The following is a 23,237-nucleotide window of genomic DNA, read 5'->3' on the forward strand; positions in this document are numbered from 1 at the left end:
TCGCGCTTCGGCGCAGGTGGCCCATGCCATGCGAGGTCCTTTCGATGTCCATGCAGCCCATGCACGCGTCCTCCTTCTCGATCACCAGGTCGTTCGGATGAAGGCCGGTCGCGCTACGTTGTCCTATGCGGAAATGGAAGCGGCAGGTCACTTCGACCGGCCCTGCACGCCTCAGGCCGTGATTGATTACTTCAACGCGTGCATCGTCGAAAGCCACGGTGATGCAGAGATCCTCGGCGAGGCGATTGCTTACCTCGCTGGTGAGGAAGATCTGCGTGCCATCGCGCGTGAATGCGGGTTGCCTGTCGAGGTGGTGCGTCGCCAGTTGTCCGGCCGACGCACGTTGACCCTGCGCACGGTGATGGGCGCGCTGCGCGCACTGGGATTGCAGCTGCGCGTGGACCTGGCAGGGTAGCGCCGCGCCACAGTCGGCGAGCGCAGCGGTCTGGCTGTCAGGGAACGGCAAGAGCGTGACGACCAATGGTCGTCACCCACCGAGGCAGGTCGTCACCCGCCCACCGGGTGACCTGTCAGCGTCGATGAGCGTTTTCTGAAAGGCAGCTCGCGTCGTGTCCGGGAAGATAGGTGTCGTGCAGAGGCAACGCCAATCGATATCGACTTCATCAATCGAATTGAGGACGCACCGCCGCACGGAAGGCATCCACATGAGCAGGATGCTCGCTGCCAGAATCCTCATCTCCCCGGGCGTCGCTGCACATGTCGGCCAAGGGAAAGGTGGACACGTGTGCGTTCAGCGCCCGGGGAAATGGGGACCTTAGCCGCCGTAAAGCTTCTGCGCGGACTGGAACAGGATCCAGCTGGTGGCGATGACCTTGTCGCCGCCCTGCGGACGATTGCCGCGATGGGTATGGGTGAAGGCGGTCGGCGCGATCAGCAGGCTGCCGGTGCGCGGGGTGACCTTGCGCTGCTGGAAATGAAACTCGGTTTCGCCTTCTTCGAATTCATCATTGAGGTACAGCGTCCACAGCAGGTGGCGGTGCAGGGTTTCCGCCTTCTCGTCCTTCGGATACAGCTCGCAATGCCAGTAGGGATAACCGCCCTCGCCTGCTGCGTACCATTGCAGGTTGATCGCGCCCGGACGCAGGCAGGTGCGTGCAAGATCCGACAGCGCGGCCGGGCTCATGTCGGGGAAATCTTCGGCGGTGAGGCGCTTGGGCTGGCCGTTGCTGTCTTGGATCTGCAACATCAGCGGCGCGATCAGAGCCTGTGGATAACGGCGTAGATAAGTCAAAAGCCCGCTGAAAACGGCCTGCTGCAGGACGTTTTCAACATCAGCCCAGTCGGCCAGCCCGCTGATGCGGAGATCCTTGCTGCGCTTGAGTTCAGGGAACACACCACTGCCTACCGCACCCGGTTGGAGGCGGTCACTTGCGCGCAATCGCGCCACGATCGCCGCACATGTTTCTGCAGGTACGGCGTTGTGGATCACTTCAATGAAATCGACCGGGTCCTGCGTCTGCATGCCTGCATCCTTCGCCAGCGGGCCCTTGATGGTGCCCACTGGCGCGGAGGTTGTCACGCCACGGACATGTGCGTTGGCGTGCCCGATGGCCAGGCAACGGCCAGGCGAGCAAGCTCGCCTGCTACTCAGTTTGTGGAGGCGTCGTGCTGCTGGTGGTACTGCACCGCGGCGGCGACTTCATCGCGCGAACCGAGGAACACCGGCACGCGCTGGTGCAGCTGGTCCGGCTGGATGTCCAGGATCCGCGCACGCCCGGTCGAGGCGGCGCCGCCAGCCTGCTCCACCAGCAGGCCCATCGGGTTGGCTTCGTACATCAGGCGCAGCTTGCCGGCCTTGGACGGATCCTTCTTGTCCCACGGGTAGATGAAGATGCCACCGCGGGTCAGGATGCGATGTACGTCGGCCACCATGCTGGCGATCCAGCGCATGTTGAAATCCTTGCCGCGCGCGCCTTCCTTGCCTTCCAGCAGATCGGCCACGTAGGCCTGCATCGGGGCTTCCCAATGCCGCTGGTTGGACATGTTGATGGCGAACTCCTGGGTGGCCGCCGGGATCTGCATGCCCTGGGTGGTGAGCACGAACTCGCCGGTTTCGCGGTCCAGGGTGAAGGCATGGGTGCCGTGGCCGACGGTCAGCACCATCTGGGTGCTGGGCCCGTAGATGCAGTAACCGGCGGCAATCTGCGCCGTACCCGGCTGCAGGAAGCTTTCGTCACTGGGGCATTCGACGTCCTTCGGGCAGCGCAGCACGGAGAAAATGGTGCCCACGGACACGTTCACGTCGATGTTGGAGCTGCCATCGAGGGGATCGAACAGCAACAGGAAATCACCGCGCGGATAGATGTCCGGCACCGGCTGCGAATGGTCCATTTCCTCGGACGCGCAGGCGGCCAGGTGACCGCCCCAGGCATTGGCTTCCAGCAGGATCTCGTTGCTGATCACATCCAGCTTCTTCTGCGCTTCACCCTGCACGTTGCCGGTACCGGCTTCGCCGAGCACGCCGCCGAGGGCGCCCTTGCTGACCGCGATGGAGATGTTGGTGCAGGCACGCCCGACCACGGCGATCAGCTGGCGCAGGTCGGCATTGATGCGGCCGGCATGCTGTTCCTGGATGAGATACCGGGTCAACGACGTACGGGACATGGACAGGGCTCGAGCGACGGAAAGATACGTCTATTGTCGCCGCCCGGATGCAAAAAAGGGGACGGAGGGGATTAAGTCGTTATCAGCGCGTGCGAGCCGATAACGACTTAATCCCCCCCGTCCCCTTTTTGTCGGGTCAGGCCTTGGCGACGTTGGCCACGGCCTGGGCGACGTAGTCCAGGTTGTTCTGGCTCAGCGCGGCCACGCAGATGCGGCCGGTGCCGACGGCGTAGATGCCGTACTCATCGCGCAGCTTTTCCACCTGCACCCGGCTCAGGCCGGAGTAGGAGAACATGCCGGCCTGGTCGTTGATGAAGGCGAATTCCGGCGCGCCCAGGGCGGCCAGGCGGTCCACCAGCCCATGCCGCAGGGCGTGGATGCGCTCGCGCATCTCGGTCAGTTCGGCTTCCCACAGCGCGCGCAGCTCCGGGCTGTTCAACACACCGGCCACCAGCGCGGCGCCGTGGTTGGACGGGCTGGAGTAGATCGTGCGGATGATCCGCTTGATCTGCGACTGCACGGCCTTGGCTTCGGTGGCGTTGGGGGCGACGATCGACAGCGCACCCACGCGCTCGCCATACAGCGAGAACGACTTGGAGTACGAATTGGCGACCACGAAGCTGTCGATCCCGGCCTCGGCGATGATGCGCACGGCGGCGCCATCCTGCTCGATGCCCTTGTCAAAGCCCTGGTAGGCCATGTCGATGAACGGGAACAGCTGCTGTTCCTTCAGCACCTCAGCCACCTGCTTCCACTGGTCCACGGTCAGGTCGGCACCGGTGGGGTTGTGGCAGCACGCGTGCAGCAGCACCACGGTGCCCGGCTGCAGCTTCTGCAGGTCGGCCAGCATCGCGGGGAAGTCCACGCCGTGGGTCTGGGCGTCGAAGTAGCTGTATTCCAGCACGTCGAAGCCGGCCGCACCGAACACGGCGCGATGGTTTTCCCAGCTCGGGTTGCTGATGGCGATAGTGGCGTGCGGCAGCAGCGTCCTCAACAGCTCGGCGCCGACGCGCAGCGCACCGCTGCCGCCCACGGTCTGGGTGGTGGCGACGCGGCCTGCGGCCAGCAGCGGCGAATCCTTGCCGAACACCAGCTCACGGGTGGCCTGGGTGTAGGCCGGCAGTCCATCGATGGGCAGGTAGCCGCGCGGTTTGGCTTCGGTGGCGAGCTGCTGCTCGATCTGCTTGACGGCGCGAAGCAGCGGAATGCGGCCGCTTTCGTCGTAGTAGATGCCCACACCCAGGTTGACCTTGGTCGGACGGCTGTCGGCGTTGTACGCCTCGGTCAGGCCCAGGATCGGGTCACCGGGGACCAGTTCCACGTTTGCAAAGAAGGACACGGCGGTACTCATTCGGTAAGGGGGAGGAAGAAAGCACGCAGCAGCGCCACCGCCCACCGGGCGGGGACCACGCCATCGTAACAAAGCGTGCCGATGGCGCGGCATTCCTCGTCACGCCGTGGCCGGTACCATGGCGCGTTCACGCTTGCTGCTGAACCTGAATGATGAACCTGCCCCCGGCCCGTCGCCGTCTGTCCATGGCCTGCGCCCTGCTGCTGCCCGGCCTCACCTTCGCCCAGTCACCCCCGGCCACGCGCAGCCTGCCTGCGGTGGAAGTCGAGGCCGCCCGGGTGACCGGCATCGACCCGTTCGCGCTGCCGTCCAGCTCGGACACGGTGTGGATCGATGACGACCGCAGCGGTCCGCAGGCCCAGCTGGCCGAGGCGCTGGGGGGGATTCCGGGCGTACTGGCACGTGATCGCCAGAACCTGGCGCAGGACACCCAGCTCTCCATCCGTGGCTTCGGTGCGCGCTCCACCTTCGGCGTGCGTGGCGTGCGCGTGCTGGTGGACGGGGTACCAGCCACCATGCCCGATGGACAGGGCCAGCTTTCGCACGCCAGCCTGCTTGGTGCCGAGCGCATCGAGGTGCTGCGCGGGCCGTTCTCGGCGCTGTATGGCAATTCCTCCGGTGGGGTGCTGCAGGTGCATACCGCCCAGGGCCGCGAAGGCGATCCGTGGCGCGTGCGGCTGAATGCCGGTGCCGACAATACGCTGAGCGTGGGGGCCCACCTGCGCGGCGTGCAGGGCCCGGTGGACTACAACATCGCCGCCAACCACTTCCGTACCGATGGCTGGCGCGACCACAGCGCGGCACGCCGAGAATCGCTGAATGCACGGCTGGGCACGGCCGTGGGCGAAGACCGGCTGGAGCTGCTGGTGAACTACCTGGATGCGCCCAACGCGCAGGATCCGCTTGGCCTGACCCGCGCGCAGGTGGCCGCCGATCCGCGCCAGGCCACTTCGGTGGCGCATCAGTACAACACCCGTAAATCGGTCCGCCAGTCGCAGGCCGGGCTGGTCTACAGCGGACAGCGCGACGACCACCGCTTCCGCCTGACCGGCTACGCCGGCCAGCGCGAGGTAACCCAGTTCCTGGCCATTCCGCCGGGCCCGCAGGCCAATCCGCTGCATGCCGGTGGGGTGATCGGACTGGATGGCGATTTCGGCGGCTTGGATGCGCGCTGGGGCTGGAACGGCGAACTGGCCGGGCGCGCGCTGGATGTCACCGCCGGGGTCAATGCCGACCGCCAGCGCCAGCACCGTACCGGCCACGAGAACTTCGTCGGCGACCAACTGGGCGTGCGCGGCCGGCTGCGCCGTGACCAGCGCGACACGGTGTCCAACGTGGACCAGTTCGTGCAGGCGTGGTGGCAGTGGAGCCCGCGCTGGTCGTTGCTGGCCGGCGCGCGCCACAGCAGTGTCCGCTTCCGTTCGAAAGACCACTACATCGTCGGCCGCAACCCGGACGACAGCGGCAGCCGCCGCTACCAGGCGACCACGCCGGTGGCCGGGGTCAGTTTCGAGGCGAACCCGCAGTGGCGCCTGCACGCCGCGGTCGGCCGTGGCTTTGAAACCCCCACCTTCAACGAACTCGGCTATCGCGCCGATGGCCAGGCCGGGCTGGCGCTGGGCCTGTCCGCCGCCCGCAGCCGCAATGTGGAAATCGGCAGCAAATGGCAGGCCCAGGACGGTCGCCGGCTGGAGGTGAGCCTGTTCCGCGCCGATACCGACGACGAGCTGGCCGTGGCCAGCAACACCAATGGCCGCAGTACCTACCGCAACATCGGCCGCACCCGCCGCCAGGGCGCCGAGCTGTCATGGCACCAGCCGCTGGCACAGGACCTGGACCTGCAGGTGGCCTGGACCTGGCTGCAGGCCGAAGTGCGCAGTGCCTACCTGGCCTGCGCCGGCAGCGGCTGCGCGGTGCCGGACACGCCGGTTGCCGCCGGCAACCGGTTGCCCGGCGTGCCGCGCCAGCAGGCCTTTGCGCGCCTGGAGTGGCAGCCGCGCGACTGGCTGTGGGCGGCTGAAGTCACCGGCAGCAGCGACACGGTGGTCAATGACCTGGCCACCGAGCGCGCCCCGGGCTACGCGGTGATGAACGTGGAAGCCGCCCGCCGCTGGACCCTGCGCGGCGGCGACCTGCGCGTGTTCGCCCGTGTGGACAACCTGCTGGACCAGGCCTATATCGGCTCGGTCATCGTCAACGACGGCAACGGCCGCTACTACGAACCCGGCCCGGACCGCCGCGGCAGCCTGGGCGTCCAGTGGTCCTGGCGGTGACTGCCCCCGGTGGGTGATGGCCGCGCCAGGTGGGTGACGACTGCCCCAGATGGGTGATGACCGTTGGTCGTCACGACCCTCACCCGTCAATCCGGCGCCTTGGCCGGCACGAACGGTGACGTCGGATCACTCGCCGGGAACGTCTCCTCCAGCGCCTCGTCCTGGTTGTCACTGGCGTGCTGCTTGCGTTCGCGACGCTTGAGCGGGCTTTCCTGGCCACCGCGATGGCGGTCACCGCAGTCCTTGCGGTCCTGTGCAGCCTGGTCGCTGACATGCCGCACCGGCAAATGCTCGTCGTCCGTGGCGGACGCGGCATCCGCATCGACGAACGGCGCGCCCGTGCCGCGCTCTTCAGCGTCCATGTTGTCATGCTTGCCACGCTGCTCGCCGGGCACGGGGGCAGTGGCTTGGCGCAATGGGTCGCGCGAGGTGTCTCTGTTCATGGCGGCTCTCCTCGATGAGGCCCCTACTAGAGCCCTTCAGAGGTAAAGCCACTGCGAATCCCGCGTCATCAACACATCGATCACGACTGGATAACGGCGCCGTGGTTACATCTGGCCGCCCGCCCTGCAAGCTGGAGCCGCGCCATGAACCGCCCGGAACGTCCCGCGCCCTCGGTCTTCAACGCCCGGCGCGACCCGCTGGCCGGCAGCCCTGCCCAGCGCCGCGCCCGCCGCCAGCAGCGCGAAGATCCGCAGGCCGTCGCGCAGGATTACCTGCAGTACATGCTCAACGATTACGACGACCGGCGCCGGCAGGCCCACCGCAGCTGGCGTGACCTTTGCCCGGCGTACGCCTTCGCGCTGACCACCCATGCGGCGAACTGGCCGCGCGGCGGCGGCGAGGAAACGGAGGGCGAACTGGCCGCGCAGTGGGAACTGATGCGCGGCGAGTCGCGGCTGCGCTGGCCCAAGGCCCGGGAGGTAGTCGAAGATGCCTGGCTGGCGCTTGACCATATGCCTGCCCCGGCCGTGCGCCCGCTGCTGCAGTGACTTGCCGTTGAGGCAACGGACACGGTCGTTTCACGCGCGCGCGCTGAAGCTGGCGTTTCCTTGACCCCGCACGGTGCGTCCCATGGCCCGCCCGATCTGGACCGGTACCCTTTCCTTCGGCCTGCTCAACGTGCCGGTCTCGCTGATGTCCGGCGAGCGCCGGACCGACCTGCAGTTCCGCATGCTGGATTCGCGCGACAAGAAACCGATCCGGTTCGAGCGGGTCAACGCGGATACCGGCGAGGAGGTCCCGTGGAAGGATATCGTCAAGGCCTTCGAGTACGACAAGGGCAGCTATGTCGTGCTGGAAGAGGGCGACATCAAATCCGCAGCGCCGGAAAGCCATGAGACCGTCGAGGTGGAAAGCTTTGTCGACGCTGCGCAGATCGATCCGCGCTATTTCGAGAAACCGTACCTGCTGGTGCCGGGCAAGAAGGCCGAAAAAGGCTACGTGCTGCTCCGCGAGACACTGCGCAGTACCGGAAAGGTCGGCATCGCCAAGGTGGTGGTGCGCACCCGCGAATACCTGTGCGCGGTGATGCCCAACGATGACGCGCTGGTGCTGATGATCCTGCGTTATCCGCAGGAACTGGTCGACCCGGCCGACTTCAAGCTGCCCGACGGCAAGCTGTCCGATTACCGCATCAGCAGCAAGGAAACGGCGATGGCCGAACAGCTGATCGAGTCGATGGCCGGCGAGTGGGATCCCACCCAGTACCACGATGAATTCCGCGAACGACTGCAAGGGGTGCTGACCAGGCGCATCAAGGAAGACGGCGGCACCACCACGGTAGAAGACGAGCCGGCCCCGCGCGAGGACGCCAGCACCAACGTGGTCGACTTCATGTCGCTGTTGCAGAAGAGCCTGGATGCCAACAAGCGCACCCCGGCCAAGAAGACCGCCGGCAAGACGGTGAAGAAAGCGGCGACCAAGAAGGCCAGCAAGACACCGGCCAAGGCAGCGGCGAAGAAGGCACCGGCCAAGGCGACCAAGAAGGCTGCGTCGAAGGCCGCCCCACGCCGCAAGGCGGGCTGAGCCATGTCCCTGGATCAGTACCGCCGCAAGCGCCGCTTGGGCGCCGCCGAAGGCAGCACGACCGAGCCGGATGACCAAGCCGGGCGCGGCAGGTCAGCGCACCGACCGATCTTCGTCGTGCAGCTGCACCATGCCAGCAGCCGCCATTACGATTTCCGCTTGGAAATGGACGGAGTGTTGAAGAGCTGGGCGGTGCCGAAGGGACCTTCGCTGCGGGTCGGTGAGAAGCGCCTGGCGGTGGAAGTGGAAGACCACCCGCTGTCCTATGCGACCTTCGAGGGCGACATCCCGAAGGGTCACTACGGGGCTGGCCACGTCGATGTGTACGACCATGGCACGTGGGCGATCGATGGCGATCCACTGGAAGCGCTGGCCGCCGGAAAGCTCGACTTCGAACTGCACGGCGAGCGCCTGCGCGGCGGCTGGAAGCTGGTACGCACCAATCTGAAAGGGCGCCAGGTGCAGTGGCTACTGATCAAGCGCGACGATGCCCATGCCGCCGATGCAGAGGCCGACGACCTGCTGGAGACCCCGGCTGCGACCTCGACCACCGCCACCCGGTCACGCAAGGCCGCGCCGTCGAAGAACACGTCGTCCAAAAGCACGCCGTCGAAAAGAACGCCTGCGGCGGCACCGCGGGCACGCAAGGCGGACGCGCGCTGGCACAAGCGCGCGCTGGCGCTGCAGGATGCGCGCGACACCCCGTATCCGCACGAATACGCGCCGCAGCTTACCGATCACCGCGAGAACGCTCCCGACGGAGAACGCTGGCTGCATGAGATCAAATGGGATGGCTACCGCCTGCTGGCCGATCTGCACGACGGCAAGGTGACGCTGCGTTCGCGCAACAACCTGGACTGGAGCGATGATTTCCCGGAAGTGAGCCAGGCCATTGCCGCGCTGCCTGTCAACGATGCGCGGCTGGACGGCGAACTGGTGGTGCTGGATGACCAGGGGCGCAGTGATTTCAGCGCGCTGCAGCGGGTGATCGACGGCACGGCGAAACAGCCCCTGCGCTACATCGTGTTCGATCTGCCGGGCGTGGCCGGGGTCGATATCAGCCGTGCGCCGTTGCTGGAGCGCAAGACGCTGCTGAAGGCGCTGATCGGTGATGTGCCGGGCACGCTCGCCTACAGCGACCATGTACTCGACCACGGCCCGGCGGTGTTCGCCGCCAGCGGCAAGGCCGGCTTCGAAGGGATCGTCAGCAAGCAGGTGGATGCGCCGTACGCGAACGGTCGCGCGCGCAGCTGGGTGAAGATCAAGCACGAACAAACCGATGAGTTCCTGGTGGTCGGCTACACCGCGCCCAAGGGCGCACGGCAAGGTTTCGGTTCGCTGCTGATGGCCACGCCGGACAAGGCCGGGCTGCGTTACGTGGGCCGCGTCGGTACGGGCTTCGATGATGCGAAGCTGCGCGCGTTGAGCGCCTCGCTGGGCAAGATGGCGACCTCCAGCGCTGCGGTCGAGCTGCCGGCACACGTACCGTTCCGCGCCGCCAGCGTGCACTGGGTGAAGCCCACGCTGGTGGCCGAAGTCGCCTTCCGCGGCTGGGGCAAGGAGGGATTGCTGCGCCAGGCCAGTTTCAAACGCCTGCGCACCGACAAGACCGCGCCCGACCTGCAGCCCGACCGCGCCCAACCTGCTGCCGCGCCGGTGAAAGGCAGTCAATCGCACCTGCACATCACCCACCCCGAGCGCGTGGTCTACCCGAAGAAGAAGATCCGCAAAGGCGACGTGGCCGACTATTACCGCGCGATGGCGCCATGGATACTGCCGGAGATCAGCGGTCGGCCGCTGTCGCTGCTGCGTTGTCCACAGGGCGTGGGCAAGGCGTGCTTCTTCCAGAAACACCACGGACAGGGCCTGGGCGATGCGGTGCGTGCGGTCCCGCTGGAACAGAAAAGCGGTACCGAGGATTACGTCTACATCGACGATGTGGAAGGGCTGCTGCAGCTGGTGCAGATGAACACCCTGGAGTTGCATCCCTGGGGCGCGACGGTGGCCGATCCCGAGCATCCGGACCGGCTGGTGTTCGACCTGGATCCCGGCGACGGCGTAACCTGGACGCAGATCAAGGCGGCGGCCCGTGACATCCGCGCTCGCCTGCAGGAAACCGGGCTGGAAAGCTTCGTGCGGTTATCCGGCGGGAAGGGTCTGCACGTGGTGGTTCCATTGCAGCCGAAGGCCGACTGGGAGCAGGCCAAGGCGTTCTGCGAGTCCTTCGCGCAGGCGTTGACACAGCACGCGCCGGACCGCTACGTGGCCACCATGAGCAAGGCCAAGCGCAACGGGGTGATCTTCATCGACTGGCTGCGCAATGCACGCGGGGCCACCAGCGTGTGTTCGTGGTCGTTGCGGGCGCGCGAGAGCGCCGGCGTGGCGGTGCCGCTGCGCTGGGAAGAACTCGGCCGCGTCGCGGCGGCCGATGCGTTTCCGCTGGACAAGGCGTTGGCGCGGGCAAAGCGCTTGAAGGGTGACCCCTGGGAAGGGATCACCACGCTTGCGCAGGTGCTGCCGACGTTGGAGCGGTGACGACCAACGGTCGTCACCCACCGACGGCCGATCAGAAATCGGCGCGGATACCGAGACTGACGCGGCGACCGGAGAACTCGTACTGGGTCGGGAACGATTTATCGATCGTGTAGCCGGAGGTCTCTTCGTCGAACACGTTGATCGCATCCAGGCTCAGTTTCCAGGTGTCGTTCAGGCGGAAGCCGATCGACGCGTCGGTCTGGCCGTAGGCATCGCGGTACACCGGGTACATGTTGAGATGGATGTACTCCACGTACTTGTCCTTGTAGTTGTAGGACACGCGCGCGTCGAAACGATCATTCTCGTAGTACAGGGTGAAGTTGTACGCCTTCTCGGCCAGGCCCTCCGGCGGAGTGGGGATGTCCAGGTCCGATGCGCCGGTCAGCGTGTTGTCCAGCTGGGTGTAGTTGGCATTGATGCCCCAGCCTTCCAGCGCCGGGTGCAGCATCGACAGCGGCAGCTGCGCGACCAGTTCCACGCCGGTGACCTTGTAGGACCCATCGGCATTGACCGGCTGGTAGACCTCGAAGTCGTAGTAGCCATCCAGCGACCCGTTGGCGTTGAGCTTCTCCACGTTCGGCACGATGCCGGTCAGTTCCTGGCGGACCACGCCGTCGATCTTCTTGGAGAAGTAGGAAGCGGACAGCAGGCCGCCATTCTCCAAGTACTTCTCCAGGCCGATCTCCCACTGCCTGGCGGTGGTCGGCTTCAGCGCCGGATTGCCGTCCATGAAGCGGAAGCTGGACCAGCTGACGGTGCGGCGGTAGGCGATATCGGTCAGCGACGGACGCATCAGCGTTTCCGACGCCGCCGCGCGCAGCACCAGTCCATCGGCGATTTCAGCGGTCATGTTGAAGCTGGGCAGCAGGTCGCTGTAGTCGCCGCTGCTGGAAATCGGCGTGGGCGTGTAACCGCTGCTGCCATCGGCGTTCTGCACCGGGTGGAAGCCGGCCGAATCGACCTTCGTGTCGATCGAACGCACGCCCAGGGTGGCGTACACCGGCACCGTGCCGATGTCGAAGTAGAAATCGGTCATGGCATACAGCGCCAGGGTTTTTTCATCGACCTGGTAGAACTGGCCGTTATCCAGCGGGGTGGTGAAACCCGCATATCGGAACGTGTTGCGAGCGTAGCTGTTGGACACCTGCTGCCAGTCCAGGTTGCTCGGCTCGTAGCCGCCGCCGGGCACGATGTCGCTGATCCAGCCGGGATTGCTGTCGGCCAGCGTGCGGGTGTTCACCCATGCTGCGCTGCCGGCCGTCGGGCCCTGGATCTTGGTGTTGCCGAACTCGCGGTCCTTGGATTTGTCGGTGTAACGCGCACCGAACTTGACGCTGGTCAGCGCCGGGAAGAACGCCAGTTCCATCGAGCGGCGGAAGTCCAGCTGCGCGGCGTACTTGTCGTCCTTCACGTGCTCCACTTCGGTCTCATAGGCTTCGAACAGGTACTTCTCCGGCGAGTTGTACATGTCGAAGCCATTGGACGCCGCACTGGCCAGTGTCTCGCCGCCATTGGCGGTCCAGCGCGTGCGCGACGGTGCATAGGCCACGTGCTTGAGGTTGGCGTAGTCCGAATCACGGCGCGCGCCGGAGTAGCCGACCAGTGCATCGATGTCCCAGCCGCCCACGGTCCAGTCCAGCTTGGTGCTGAACTGCCGGTAGTCGGTGTTGGCGAAGCGTTCCTTGCTCAGGATTTCATGCTGGGTGGCGGTGTAGGACACATCGCGCAGGACCACCATGCCGTAGCGCGACAGCGTGTCGGCGTCGTAGTCGTGGATGGTGTCCAAGGTGCTGCGGCTGGACGCCGAATAGGCCGCCGCATCGTATTCGTCTTCGTGGGTGTCGTAGCCACCGAACATCGCATCGAAGCTCAGCGAGAACGCTTCGCTCGGCTTGAACTGCAGCGAGGCGGTCGCGCCCCACTGGTCCTGCTCGTTGAGGTAGATGCGATCACCGACCTTGTCCTGGAAGATGATCCGGTTGGTCTCGTCCTTGTCCATGCGGTTGCCGACGACGATGCCTGCATCGCGCGCCAGCACCGCGGCCGCCTGCGAACCGCGGGTGCCGGACGCTTCCAGGAAGCGGCCCATCGGACGGAAGTTGATGCCGGAATTGGAGTCGGTACGATTGGTGCGCTTGGCCTTGGAGAACGACACCAGGCCGCCCCAGTCGCCCCACGTATCACTGGCCAGGAAGGAGATCTTCGGATCGTTCTTGCCGTTGATCGAATTGTTGGCCACTTCGGCGGAGGCGCTGAACTTGGGCTCGGCATAGTCGAACGGCTTGGCGGTTTCGATGTACACCGAACCGGCGATGCCGCCTTCTTCGTCGGCCGCGGTCGGCGACTTCTGCACGGTCACGGTCTGCACCACGTCCGAGGCGAAGATGTCGAACTGCACATCGCGTCCGCCACTGCCCGAGGCAGTAGCGAGGTTGTTGATCGAGACGTGGGTGAACTCGGACGGCAGGCCGCGCACGCTGACCTTGCTGCCCAGCCCCTTGTTGCGTTCGATGGTCACGCCCGGCATGCGCTGCAGCGCTTCGGCCAGGTTCTGTTCCGGGAAGTCGGCCACGTCGGTGGCGACGATGGAATCGGAGAAGCCGATGTTGCTGCGCTTGAGGTCAACCGCGCGCTCCAGGCTCTTTGCGTAGCCGCCGGTCACCACCACCGTATCCAGCTGCTGCATCGCGGCTGCACCGGCTGCAACGGGCGCTGCGTCATCTGCCAATGCCTGCAGGGGCAGCGTGGCGATGCCACTGATCAGGACGGCGCGCACGGCGCGGGACAAAAGCTTCGCATGGGGGACGCGCGTCGGCGTCTCCCGGAGGGTATTGCGCATCGGATGGTCCCCATTGCCCTGTGAGTTCGTGCCGCGCGCCCATGCGATGGTTCGCACAAGGCCCCTGCGCGGCCGTGCCGGTAACCGGCGGACATAGAGACTAGGGGGGAATTGTTAAGCCTTTGTTGCGGTGCGAAAACGGCGTGCGCCCAGCCACAGGCCGGCGCCGAGCTGCAGCGGTAGGGAAACCACGAGCAGCACCACGAACCAGCGCGGGAACTCGTTGCCCATGTCCCACGCCGCCCACAACGAGGCGACCGCCAGCAGCAACCAGAGGGCCACGCCGTGCGAACGCGGCCAGCACGGCGCGTGGTAGCTGGCGAAGGCCACCGCGGCGATGCCGCCGAGCACGGTGAACGCCAGGTCCCAGCCCAGCTGCACCGCGCCGCCGGGGTGCACACCGATCAACGGCGGCAACCAGCTGGCCACGGTGGTGACCAGCACCAGCGCAAGCAGCGCACCGCCCAGCGCAAGCAGGGAAAACAGGAAGGTTTTGAACATCGCCATGCGGCCAGTGTAGAGCCGACTTCAGTCGGCTGCTCTGGATGCTGCCCTGGTAGCGCCGAGCCACGCTCGGCGAGCGAAGCGGAAAGCAGAAGCATGACGGCCAGCGGCCGTCACTACCGGGTAGGGTCATGCATTCGCCCTGTTCCCGCTGCGCTCGCCGAGCATAGCTCGGCGCTACGCAGGTCAGCTCGCCAGCACCGATGCCTGGCGGGCCAGTTCTTCGATCGCCGCCCAGTCGCGGCTCTGCAGCAGCGCGGCGGTGGTCAACCACGAACCGCCCACGCACAGCACATTCGGCAGGTGCAGGAACTGCGGCGCGGTCTGCACACTGATGCCGCCGGTGGGGCAGAAGCGCACATCGGCGAACGGACCGGCCCACGCAGCCAGTAACGGCGCACCGCCAGCCTGCACCGCCGGGAAGAACTTGAACGTATCCAAGCCCTGCTCCAGCCCGTGCATCAGTTCGGACGAGGTCGCCACGCCCGGCAGGAACGGCAGGTCGGTGTCGCGCGCGGCCGCGTACAGCCGATCGGTCGCGCCCGGCGATACCGCGAAGCGCCCGCCGGCTTCCTTCACCGCCTGCATCTGCGCGGCGGTCAACACGGTGCCGGCGCCGATCACCGCATCCGGCACGGCTTCAGCCATGGCCTTGATCGCTTCCATCGCGCGCGGCGTGCGCAGCGTGACTTCCACCACCGGCAGGCCACCGCGGAACAGCGCCTGGGCGACCTGCACCGCATCGTCCACGTCATCGGGGGTGAACACCGGGATCACCGGTGCAAGTTTCAGTACCGCGCGAACGCGCGGATCAGCGCCTGACATCAAAACGCTCCTCGCCCACCAGGGCCAATACATCAGCTTCGCTGACGGGATTGAAATCGCCGGGGATCGAATGCTTCAGGCCACCGGCGGCCAAACCGAAGCGCACGGTGGCGTCGGCGTCGAAGCCGCGCATGATGCCATGCAGGATGCCGGCAGCGAACGCATCACCGCCGCCGATGCGGTCGACGATGCCCTGCAGCTGGCGCACCGGTGCCTGCGCACGCGTGCCATCGCGGCCGATCAGCAGCGCGCCCAGTGCGTGGTGGTCAACGCTCAGCGCCCGGCGCTGCGTGCAGGCCATCCACTGCAGCTGCGGGAAGGCGGCGAAAGCCGCGGCGGCGGCCGCTTCCACGCGGGCGACCACGTCGTCCTGCGCGAAGGGCTGGCCGAGCACCACTTCGATATCCCGGTAATCGGCGAAGACGATGTCGGCCTGGGCGAACAGCTCGCGCAGGATGGCCTTGGCATCGCCGCCCCAACGCTGCCACAGCTTCGGCCGGAAGTTGCCATCGAAGGACACCTTGACCCCCTGCGCACGTGCCGCGCGTGCGGCGGCCAGGGTGGCCTGGGCCACATCGGTGCCGAGTGCCGGGCTGACCCCGGACAGGTGCAGCCAGTCCGCGCCCTGCAGCAGCGTCGGCCAGTCGTAGTCGGCGGCGGTACTGAGCGCAAAGGCCGAATCGGCACGGTCATAGACCACCTCGCTGGCACGCTGCACCGCGCCGGTGGTGAGGAAGTACAGGCCCATGCGGCCATCCGCCTGCAGGCGCACCCCACGGGTATCCACGCCATGCCGGCGCAGCTCGCCCAGCGCATGCGCGCCCAGCGGATTGTCGGCCACCGTGCTGGCCATCGCCACCTCATGGCCGAAGTGCGCCAGCGAGACCCCTACGTTGGCCTCGGCGCCACCTACGTGTACGTCCAGGCGCGGCGACTGCAGCAGCAGCTCGTTGCCCGGTGCACTCATCCTCAACAACAGTTCCCCGAAACAGACCACTCGACTCATCAGATGTCCTCGTTGCCCGGACTGCAGCATCGCGTTGCTGCCCGCCGGAGGGAACCACGCACCCCGCGTGGCTCTTGACTATCGGTGTCATTCTAGCCCTCGGGACCGCCGCGTCTACCCGCACCCGCTGTCGAAGTCATTGTCCCGCAAGCCTCTGCGGGACATCGCCAATCTGTTGCGGTGCAAGATGCCCGATCCTGAAGGTGCTGTTAACGTCCGCCCTGACCAGCGGTGTCATCTTGCTGACATCGCGTTGTGAACCAGACCTTTGGGAGAGGGAAAGGCCATGAATTCTCGTAGCAACCGCAAAAAGACACCGGTTACCTTGCTGGCCATGTCGATCGGCCTGGCGCTGGCCGCCCCGGCACTTGCCCAGCAGGCCAGCTCGGATCCTGCCGTCGACCTGGATACGGTAACCGTCACCGGCTACCGCGCCAGTGTTGAGAAGGCGCTGGACATCAAGCGCGGCGAAGCCGGCGTCGTCGATGCCATCGTCGCCGAAGACATCGGCAAGTTCCCGGACCTCAACCTGGCCGAATCGCTGCAGCGCATCCCCGGCGTGGTGATCACCCGCGATGGCGGCGAAGGCCGCAGCATCTCGGTGCGTGGCCTGGGTCCGGACTTCACCCGCGTGCGCATCAACGGCATGGAAGCGCTGGCCACCGTCGGTGCCGGCGACCAGAGCGGCGGCACCAACCGTGGCCGTGGCTTCGACTTCAACGTGTTCGCCTCGGACCTGTTCTCGCAGCTGATCGTGCGCAAGACCGCTTCGGCCGATGTCGAAGAGGGCTCGCTTGGCGCCACCGTCGACCTGCGCACCGCGCGCCCGTTCGACTATGAAGGCTTCACCTTCGCCGCCAGCGGCCAGGCCAGCTACAACGACATGGCGCAGAAGGCGGATCCGCGCATGGCGGCGCTGATCTCCAACACCTTCGCCGATGGCACCTTCGGGGCGCTGCTGTCGGTGGCCTACTCCGAGCGCCAGGCGCTTGAAGAGGGTTCCAACACCGGCCGCTGGGCCAATGGCCCGAGCAATGGTGGCTTCGCTGCCAGCTCGCCGTTCGCTGCTGCGCGGGGTGCCGATGTCTTCCACCCGCGCTTCCCGCGCTACGTGCAGATGGAGCACAAGCAGGAACGCCTCGGCGTCACCGGCTCGCTGCAGTGGAAGCCGACCGATCGCACCGAAGTGTCCCTGGATGCGCTGTACTCCAAGATCGACGCCGACCGCGACGAGCATTACATCGAGGCGATCTCGTTCAGCCGCTCCGGCGCCGGCAAGCCGCAGACCATCGTGCGCGATGGTGAAATCCGCAACAACGCGCTGGTCTACGGTGCGTTCGACAACGTCGACATCCGCAGCGAGAACCGCCACGACGAGTGGAGCACCGACTTCAAGCAGGTCAGCCTGAACCTGGACCACCGCTTCAGCGATGCATTCTCGATCACCGGCAAGCTGGGTATCTCGCGCTCGGCGCATGAGAACCCGGTGCAGACCACCATCATCATGGACAAGTTCGATGTTGATGGGTACAGCTACGATTACCGTGGCAACAAGAACATGCCGATCCTCAACTACGGCGTGGATCCGACCAATCCGAACGGCTGGACCCTGGCTGAAATCCGCCTGCGTCCGCAGTCGGTGGACAATGATTTCGATACCGCCCAGCTGGATTTCAACTGGAACATCAGCCCGGGCTTCCGCCTGAAGGGTGGCGTGCTGGCCAAGGATTACAGCTTCAACACCGTTGAACTGCGCCGCGCCAGCGAACTGGCCGTGCCGACCTTCCCGGGTAGCGGGCTGATCGTGCCGCCGGCATACACCCAGCAGGAAGGCCTGAAGGGCATCTCGGGCAGCCCGTCCAACTGGGTGGTGCCGAACCTGGACGCCGTGGCCGACCTGTTCGACATCTACAGCAACACCGGCACCTTCGCCGTCGCACCGCGCCTGAACAACAGCCGCAGCGTGGAAGAGAAGGACCGCGGCGTGTGGCTGATGGGCGAGTTCTCCACCGATTTGGGTTCAATCCCGCTGTCGGGCAACTTCGGCGTGCGCTACGTGGAGACCAAGCAGGAATCCAACGGCTACGCCACCGTCGGCGGCGTGCCGGTGCTGACCACCAGCAACCGGAAGTACGATGACACCTTGCCCTCGTTCAACCTGGTTGCCGAAGTGGCGCCGGACTTCCTGATCCGCCTCGGCGCGGCCAAGGTGATGACCCGTCCGGGCCTGGGCTTCCTGACCCCCGGCGTGACCGTGGCGGTGGCCGGCGGCGCACGCACGGTGGCCGGTGGCAACCCGAACCTGGATCCGATCCGCGCCACCAACGTCGACCTCGGTTTCGAGTGGTACTTCAACGAAGGCGCGATGCTCGGCCTGGGCCTGTTCTACAAGGACATCGAGTCCTTCGTGCAGACCACCCGCGACGTGCGCCCGTACTCCACCAGTGGCCTTCCGGCCAGCCTGCTCGATGGCACCGGTGCCACGGTCAACGATGAGTTCACCTTCAGCATCCCGTTGAACACCCCCGGCGGCGAACTGCACGGCGTGGAAGCGAACTACACCCAGCCGTTCACCTTCCTGCCGGGCAAGTGGTCCAACCTGGGCGTGCAGCTGAACTACACCTGGGTGGAATCGAAGATCCAGTACCTCAACGGCCAGGGCCAGGCGGTGATGAAGAACGACCTGACCGGCCTGTCGCCCACCTCGTGGAATGCCACGCTGTTCTACGAAGGAGAGGTCTGGTCCGGCCGCGTCTCGGCGACCAACCGCGACGACTACCTGACCCAGGCACCGGGCCAGGAAACCGGCTTCAACCTGGACGGCGTGCACGGCATGACCGGCACCACGATGATCGACGCGTCGCTGCGCTACAAGATGAGCGACCAGCTGGAGCTGACCCTGGAAGGCGTCAACCTGACCAACGAAGCGTCCGACGAGTGGGTTCGTTCGCCGCTCACCGGCCAGCTGCCGCTCCAGTACACCGAAACCGGCCGCCAGTTCCTGCTCGGCGTCCGTTACAAGTTCTGATGACCCACCCGGCGGCGTGCCAGCCACGCCGCCGTCCGGTGCAACGCCCAACGTACCCGCCACCGTGGCGCTCCTGCTGCGGCGCAAGATGCTGCGCCGTGGTCGGCTTTGCTACGTTCCGGTGACCTGCGGTGTCAGCAAGGCGTTTGCGGTGAGGGGCCGCAGCTGCGCAGTCGCCCTCTCGCCGGCGGCGCCACGTCGTCCGCGCAGGCCACGATGAAGCTCAGGCCGATCTGCCGCCAACGCGCGGCAATAGATGCAGAATGCGGCGCAGCGCGGAATGGGTCGATGCCCTCCACGCCCAGGCATCGACATGCTCCGCCACGCCCCCTTTATCGCCGCACCGCACCGCCTCACCGTTGTCCGCTGTTGAAAGGAAGGTTCCATGCCACACCGCTCCGCTGCCGTCGCCCGCCTGCCCCGTCGCCACCTGCTGGCGCTGGCCACCGCACTGTTCGCTGCGCCGGTGTTCGCTGCCGACCCGCCAACGCTGCTGTTCCATGTCGACGCCAACCACGGCCTGCAGGCGGAAGTGGCGCACGGCGAAGCGACACCGAACTTCCGCGACAAGGTGGCGGTGGTGCAGGACGGTACACGCGGCAAGGCGATCCAATGGCAGGACGACGGCGTCCTGTCCTGGGATGCACCGGGCAACATCCTGGCCCAGCGCGGCACGCTGGCCTTCGACTGGCGGCCGCGCTACGCCGTGGGCGAAGCGCCGTTCGTGATCTTCCGCGTGGGCTACGCCGACCACAGCAGCTGGGACATGGCGTGGCTGCGCATCGACTGGAACGGGCATGGCTTCGATGCGTTCGTCACCGATGCCAACCTGGCGCGCACCCGCGTCTCGTTCAAGATGCCGCAGGCACCGCGTGCCGACCAGTGGTTGCACCTGGCGTTCGGCTGGGACGAAGACCATGGCGTGCGCCTGTTCGTGGACGGCAAGGAGGTCGCGCGGGCCGAGGCCACCGCCGATTACGATGCCGCGCTGGACCAGCTGGGGCTGGCCGGGCGGGTGATGGCGCCCTACCAGGTGCAGAGCCGTTACAACTTCCTGCGGGGCAGTGATTTCCAGCACATCCGCGTCTACGACCAGTTGCTGGACGGCCCTGCCGTGGCCGCGCTGGCACAGGGCAAGGCAGCGGCCAGCGCGGTTGCCGCCACGGCAGACGAGCGCGCATGGCGGCATCGCTTCGGCTGGGAAGGCGCGGCACCCCCGGCGCTGGCCGCCGACGCAACGCGCATCCGCAAGGTGGAGTTCGCCGATACCAAGGACCTCAAGCAGTGGATGTGGAAGGCCACCGACGGTATCGCTGAAACCACCTGGCCGGGCGTCTACAACCGCTCGCGCCTGCCCGGCCGCAACGATTATTTCCAGCTGCCGGACTGGAATACCTACGTGGAGGGCGGCCAGCACCTGGACCTGACCCTGCCGGCGGGTGAAACGGTGAACCGCATCGAGGTGCGGGGCGCGGCGTTCGGTTCGCTCGCCCATGGCAGCGATGCCGCCAATGCCGGCACGGTGCTGATGCAGCGCCCGCGCGGCGTGGTGCGCAGCGTGGATGACATTCCTGCCCAGCAGGGCGGCGTGCTGCGCTTTTCCAACGTGGAACAGGAAACGCCGATCCAGGAGATCTGGGCGTACCACGTGGACGCCGGCGCCGAGCCCGAAGGCAGCGTCAAGCAGACGTATCGGGTGGACAGTCAGGCGCTGCCGGACTACACCAACCTGGACAGCCTTCGCCATTACATCCAGGGGCGCTACCCGGCGGCCGAACGCAGCGTGGTGATGGCCCTGCCCAAGGGCGCCGGTTCACGCCGTCGCGGCGCCGACAGCCTGCCCGCGCAGCCACGACCGATCGTGCACGTGCTGATTCCTTCCGGGGTGGGCGATGCACCGGCCAACCAGCCGCTGATCCGCAGCTGGGCGCACAGTTGGGAAAACATGCATGACGGCCTGGACGGCGTGGCCATCGACCTGCCCGCGCTGGACCTGCCGGCCACGCACGACGGGCTGATTCCGCTCAACATCCGCATCAAGGATCCGATCTGGCCGGCACGCGACATGATCGATGTGTCGGTATCGGTGCAGCCGGGCAAGAAGCGCACGCTGTGGCTGGACCTGCGCGACCGCATCCTCACCGCCGACAGCCTGTGGCTGAGCATCGCTTCGGCCGCGCCGGGCTTCGATGCGGGCGCGCTCGACGGCGCCGAAATCCGCATGGTGTTCAAGCCCCGCCAGCAGGCCATTGCCGAACATGTCGCCGACCGCTTCAACCAGGTACGCGACAACTGGGGCTTCCTGGTCGAAGAGCACACCACGTCCAAGCGCCAGCGCCTGTATGCGCGCGTGTACGCCGACCTCAGCGACCTGCTGCGGGTGGACCCGGACCATGAGCTGGGCCGCCTGTACTGGAACTACATCAGCTACAACAGCCAGGGCAAACCGCCGTTCACCGCGCCGGCCGTGCCCAAGGGCGTGCCGGCGTGGGCCTTCAACCAGGTCCAGGACCTTGCCCATGTGCGCCGCTTCATCGACTGGTGGATAGACAACCGGCAGGTCGCCTATGGCGATTTCGGCGGCGGTATTTCCGATGATTCCGACCTTACCCAGCAGTGGCCCGGGCTGGCCCTGATGGGCGTGCAGCCGGACCGTCTGAATGCCTCGCTGACCGCGCTGTCCGACGCGGTTTACCGAAATGGCATGTTCAGCAACGGCCTGAGCACGATCGAGACCGATGAACTGCATGCCTACGAAGAAGGCATCAACACCAACAGCGCCATGTTGTACCTCAACTGGGGCGATCCGCTGACCGTGGAGCGCCTGATGGAAACGGTCAAGGCGTTCCAGGAGAAGATCATCCTGCCCAACCCGCAGGGCCACCTGCTGTTCTCCAGCAACTGGTTCGGCGGCAACAAGGTTTACCGCGAACCGAACTGGCAGTGGCAGAAGCCGTATTCGTTCCCGGTGCTGCATCCGGCCTTCCTGCTCGGCCAGTTCAATGCCGATCCGAACAGCCGCCGGCTGGTCACCGGCCTGGCCGATGGCTACCTGGCGCACGCCTATACCGATGACAAGGGACGTTGGGCGCTGCCGAACGAGATCAACTGGGCCACCGGCGAAACCCGCGGCGGCGAGCTCAACAACGGCTCCGGCAGCGGCGACATCATGCATACATTCTGGGCCGCATGGCGCTGGAGCGGTGACGACAAATACCTCAAGGCGCTGGACTACCGGGTGGAACGTGGCGGTCCTGGCGCGCTGTCCAACCTGGGCGAAAACTACGTCGAGGTACTGGGCCGGCAGCAGGACTGGTACCCGAAGCTGATCTCTGACGCGAAGGATGGCAAGACCGGTTTCGCCAGCCTGATGGCCTGGCAGGCCAGCGGCGATACCGGCTACATCGAGGCCCTGCACGCCGATGGCATCCAGGCCAAGGCGCAACGCGAGTACATGAACACCGAAGGCCACTGGTGGTCGGATCGGGTGGAAGCACCGAGCGAGTTCCTGCAACGCGCGCGGTTGGGCGGCATCGCGCTGAAGCGCAACCAGAGCTGGCCGGGGCATACGGTGAGCTGGCGCTTCGACCGCGACGAAGCGGCCGAACAGGTGGCGCTGCTGGTGCACGCGCCGTCACGCGAGCGCTTCACCGTCACCAGCCATAACCTGGCCAAGCGGGTGATCCGTGCCGACATGACCGGCTGGAATGTGGCCAGCGGCACCTGGCGGGTGCGCAGCGGCGTGGATGCCGACGGTGACGGACGCATCGATGGCACGCCGCGCGAGCGCGAGTTCGTGCTTGAGAGCAGCGCCAGCACCGCGCTGCACTTCCAGCCGGGTCGCACCGAAGTGTTGGAGTTCGAACGGGTGGGCGCCGGTACCCCGGTGGAGCAGCGTGCCGACCTGGGCGTAGGCCGCGGCGACGTGCGGGTGGACGGCCGCCAGGTGCATGTCACCGTGCACAGCCTGGGCCATGTGGCCACCGGCGTGGGCGTGGCGGTGCTGGAAGATGCGCGCGGCCGCGAAATCGCCCGGATCGAGGTCCCGGCCATGGACGCGCCGCTGGACCTGCAGCCGAAGACCACCACCGTCAGCCTGCCGCTGCCGGCCGGTGAGCGCAGCGGACTGCGCGTGCGGGTGGGATTGGCAGACGACGGCGAAGAAGTCACCCGTCTGAACAACACCGTGGCGCTGCCGTGAGCGGCGTGACGGCCGCTGGCCG

15 protein-coding genes are annotated in these 23,237 nt (G+C 66.4%); 7 read left to right on the top strand and 8 right to left on the bottom strand.

Annotated elements, in window-relative coordinates; translation table 11 throughout:
* Positions 1-97: 97 nt before the first annotated feature.
* Entirely contained in the window at positions 98-415 is a 318-nt protein-coding gene (locus SOM47_RS14325; protein ID WP_320505957.1) for a helix-turn-helix domain-containing protein, read from the top strand.
* Positions 416-775: 360 nt separating this feature from the next.
* On the opposite strand, the gene SOM47_RS14330 is transcribed toward SOM47_RS14325, so the two are convergent.
* The 3 genes from SOM47_RS14330 to SOM47_RS14340 all read right to left on the bottom strand — a co-directional run bounded on the left by SOM47_RS14330 (position 776) and on the right by SOM47_RS14340 (position 3,964).
* The gene (locus tag SOM47_RS14330) at positions 776-1,483 is read right to left on the bottom strand and encodes a 2OG-Fe(II) oxygenase family protein (RefSeq protein ID WP_320505958.1); all 708 of its coding nucleotides are present in this window, start codon (positions 1,481-1,483) and stop codon (positions 776-778) included.
* Positions 1,484-1,608: 125 nt separating this feature from the next.
* On the bottom strand, positions 1,609-2,625 hold the full coding sequence (locus SOM47_RS14335; protein ID WP_042612129.1) for a class 1 fructose-bisphosphatase: 1,017 nt from the start codon (positions 2,623-2,625) through the stop codon (positions 1,609-1,611).
* A gap of 136 nt (positions 2,626-2,761) precedes the next feature.
* Positions 2,762-3,964: an amino acid aminotransferase gene (locus SOM47_RS14340; RefSeq protein ID WP_042612128.1), complete on the bottom strand. Its 1,203-nt coding sequence runs from the start codon at positions 3,962-3,964 to the stop codon at positions 2,762-2,764.
* A 164-nt stretch (positions 3,965-4,128) separates the two neighbouring features.
* Here SOM47_RS14340 and SOM47_RS14345 point away from each other — a divergent pair, with 164 nt between their 5' ends.
* Positions 4,129-6,249 carry a TonB-dependent receptor family protein gene (locus SOM47_RS14345; RefSeq protein WP_320505959.1) on the top strand — a complete coding sequence of 707 codons (2,121 nt, stop codon included), beginning with the start codon at positions 4,129-4,131 and terminating at the stop codon, positions 6,247-6,249.
* A gap of 86 nt (positions 6,250-6,335) precedes the next feature.
* Here the strand turns inward: SOM47_RS14345 and SOM47_RS14350 are convergent, their stop codons facing one another.
* Complete coding sequence (locus SOM47_RS14350; RefSeq protein ID WP_042612127.1) at positions 6,336-6,692, bottom strand: hypothetical protein; 357 nt, start codon at positions 6,690-6,692, stop codon at positions 6,336-6,338.
* 144 nt (positions 6,693-6,836) lie between these two features.
* Between SOM47_RS14350 and SOM47_RS14355 the strand changes: the two genes are divergently transcribed.
* The 3 genes from SOM47_RS14355 (at position 6,837) to ligD (ending at position 10,812) form a co-directional block, all read left to right on the top strand.
* Entirely contained in the window at positions 6,837-7,241 is a 405-nt protein-coding gene (locus tag SOM47_RS14355) for a hypothetical protein (RefSeq protein ID WP_042612126.1), read from the top strand.
* 82 nt (positions 7,242-7,323) lie between these two features.
* The gene (ku, locus tag SOM47_RS14360) at positions 7,324-8,277 is read left to right on the top strand and encodes a non-homologous end joining protein Ku (RefSeq protein WP_042612125.1); all 954 of its coding nucleotides are present in this window, start codon (positions 7,324-7,326) and stop codon (positions 8,275-8,277) included.
* 3 nt (positions 8,278-8,280) lie between these two features.
* Positions 8,281-10,812 carry a DNA ligase D gene (gene ligD, locus SOM47_RS14365; protein WP_320505960.1) on the top strand — a complete coding sequence of 844 codons (2,532 nt, stop codon included), beginning with the start codon at positions 8,281-8,283 and terminating at the stop codon, positions 10,810-10,812.
* A gap of 31 nt (positions 10,813-10,843) precedes the next feature.
* Here the strand turns inward: ligD and SOM47_RS14370 are convergent, their stop codons facing one another.
* From SOM47_RS14370 to SOM47_RS14385, 4 genes are all read right to left on the bottom strand, one after another.
* Positions 10,844-13,588, bottom strand: coding sequence for a TonB-dependent receptor (locus SOM47_RS14370; RefSeq protein WP_320505961.1), 2,745 nt, complete (start codon positions 13,586-13,588; stop codon positions 10,844-10,846).
* Between the two features lie 177 nt (positions 13,589-13,765).
* Positions 13,766-14,158, bottom strand: a complete 393-nt coding sequence (locus SOM47_RS14375; RefSeq protein ID WP_042612122.1) for a hypothetical protein — start codon at positions 14,156-14,158, stop codon at positions 13,766-13,768.
* 183 nt (positions 14,159-14,341) lie between these two features.
* Positions 14,342-14,980 carry a bifunctional 4-hydroxy-2-oxoglutarate aldolase/2-dehydro-3-deoxy-phosphogluconate aldolase gene (locus SOM47_RS14380; protein ID WP_042612121.1) on the bottom strand — a complete coding sequence of 213 codons (639 nt, stop codon included), beginning with the start codon at positions 14,978-14,980 and terminating at the stop codon, positions 14,342-14,344.
* Positions 14,967-15,986: a sugar kinase gene (locus SOM47_RS14385; protein ID WP_320505962.1), complete on the bottom strand. Its 1,020-nt coding sequence runs from the start codon at positions 15,984-15,986 to the stop codon at positions 14,967-14,969. Before SOM47_RS14385 ends, SOM47_RS14380 begins: the two co-directional genes overlap by 14 nt.
* A 286-nt stretch (positions 15,987-16,272) precedes the next feature.
* Between SOM47_RS14385 and SOM47_RS14390 the strand changes: the two genes are divergently transcribed.
* Positions 16,273-19,014 carry a TonB-dependent receptor gene (locus SOM47_RS14390; protein WP_320505963.1) on the top strand — a complete coding sequence of 914 codons (2,742 nt, stop codon included), beginning with the start codon at positions 16,273-16,275 and terminating at the stop codon, positions 19,012-19,014.
* Positions 19,015-19,399: 385 nt separating this feature from the next.
* Positions 19,400-23,215, top strand: coding sequence for a LamG domain-containing protein (locus SOM47_RS14395; RefSeq protein ID WP_320505964.1), 3,816 nt, complete (start codon positions 19,400-19,402; stop codon positions 23,213-23,215).
* Positions 23,216-23,237: the final 22 nt, after the last annotated feature.

It is taken from the genome of Stenotrophomonas sp. CFBP8980 (assembly GCF_034046095.1).
Lineage (GTDB): Bacteria > Pseudomonadota > Gammaproteobacteria > Xanthomonadales > Xanthomonadaceae > Stenotrophomonas > Stenotrophomonas lacuserhaii.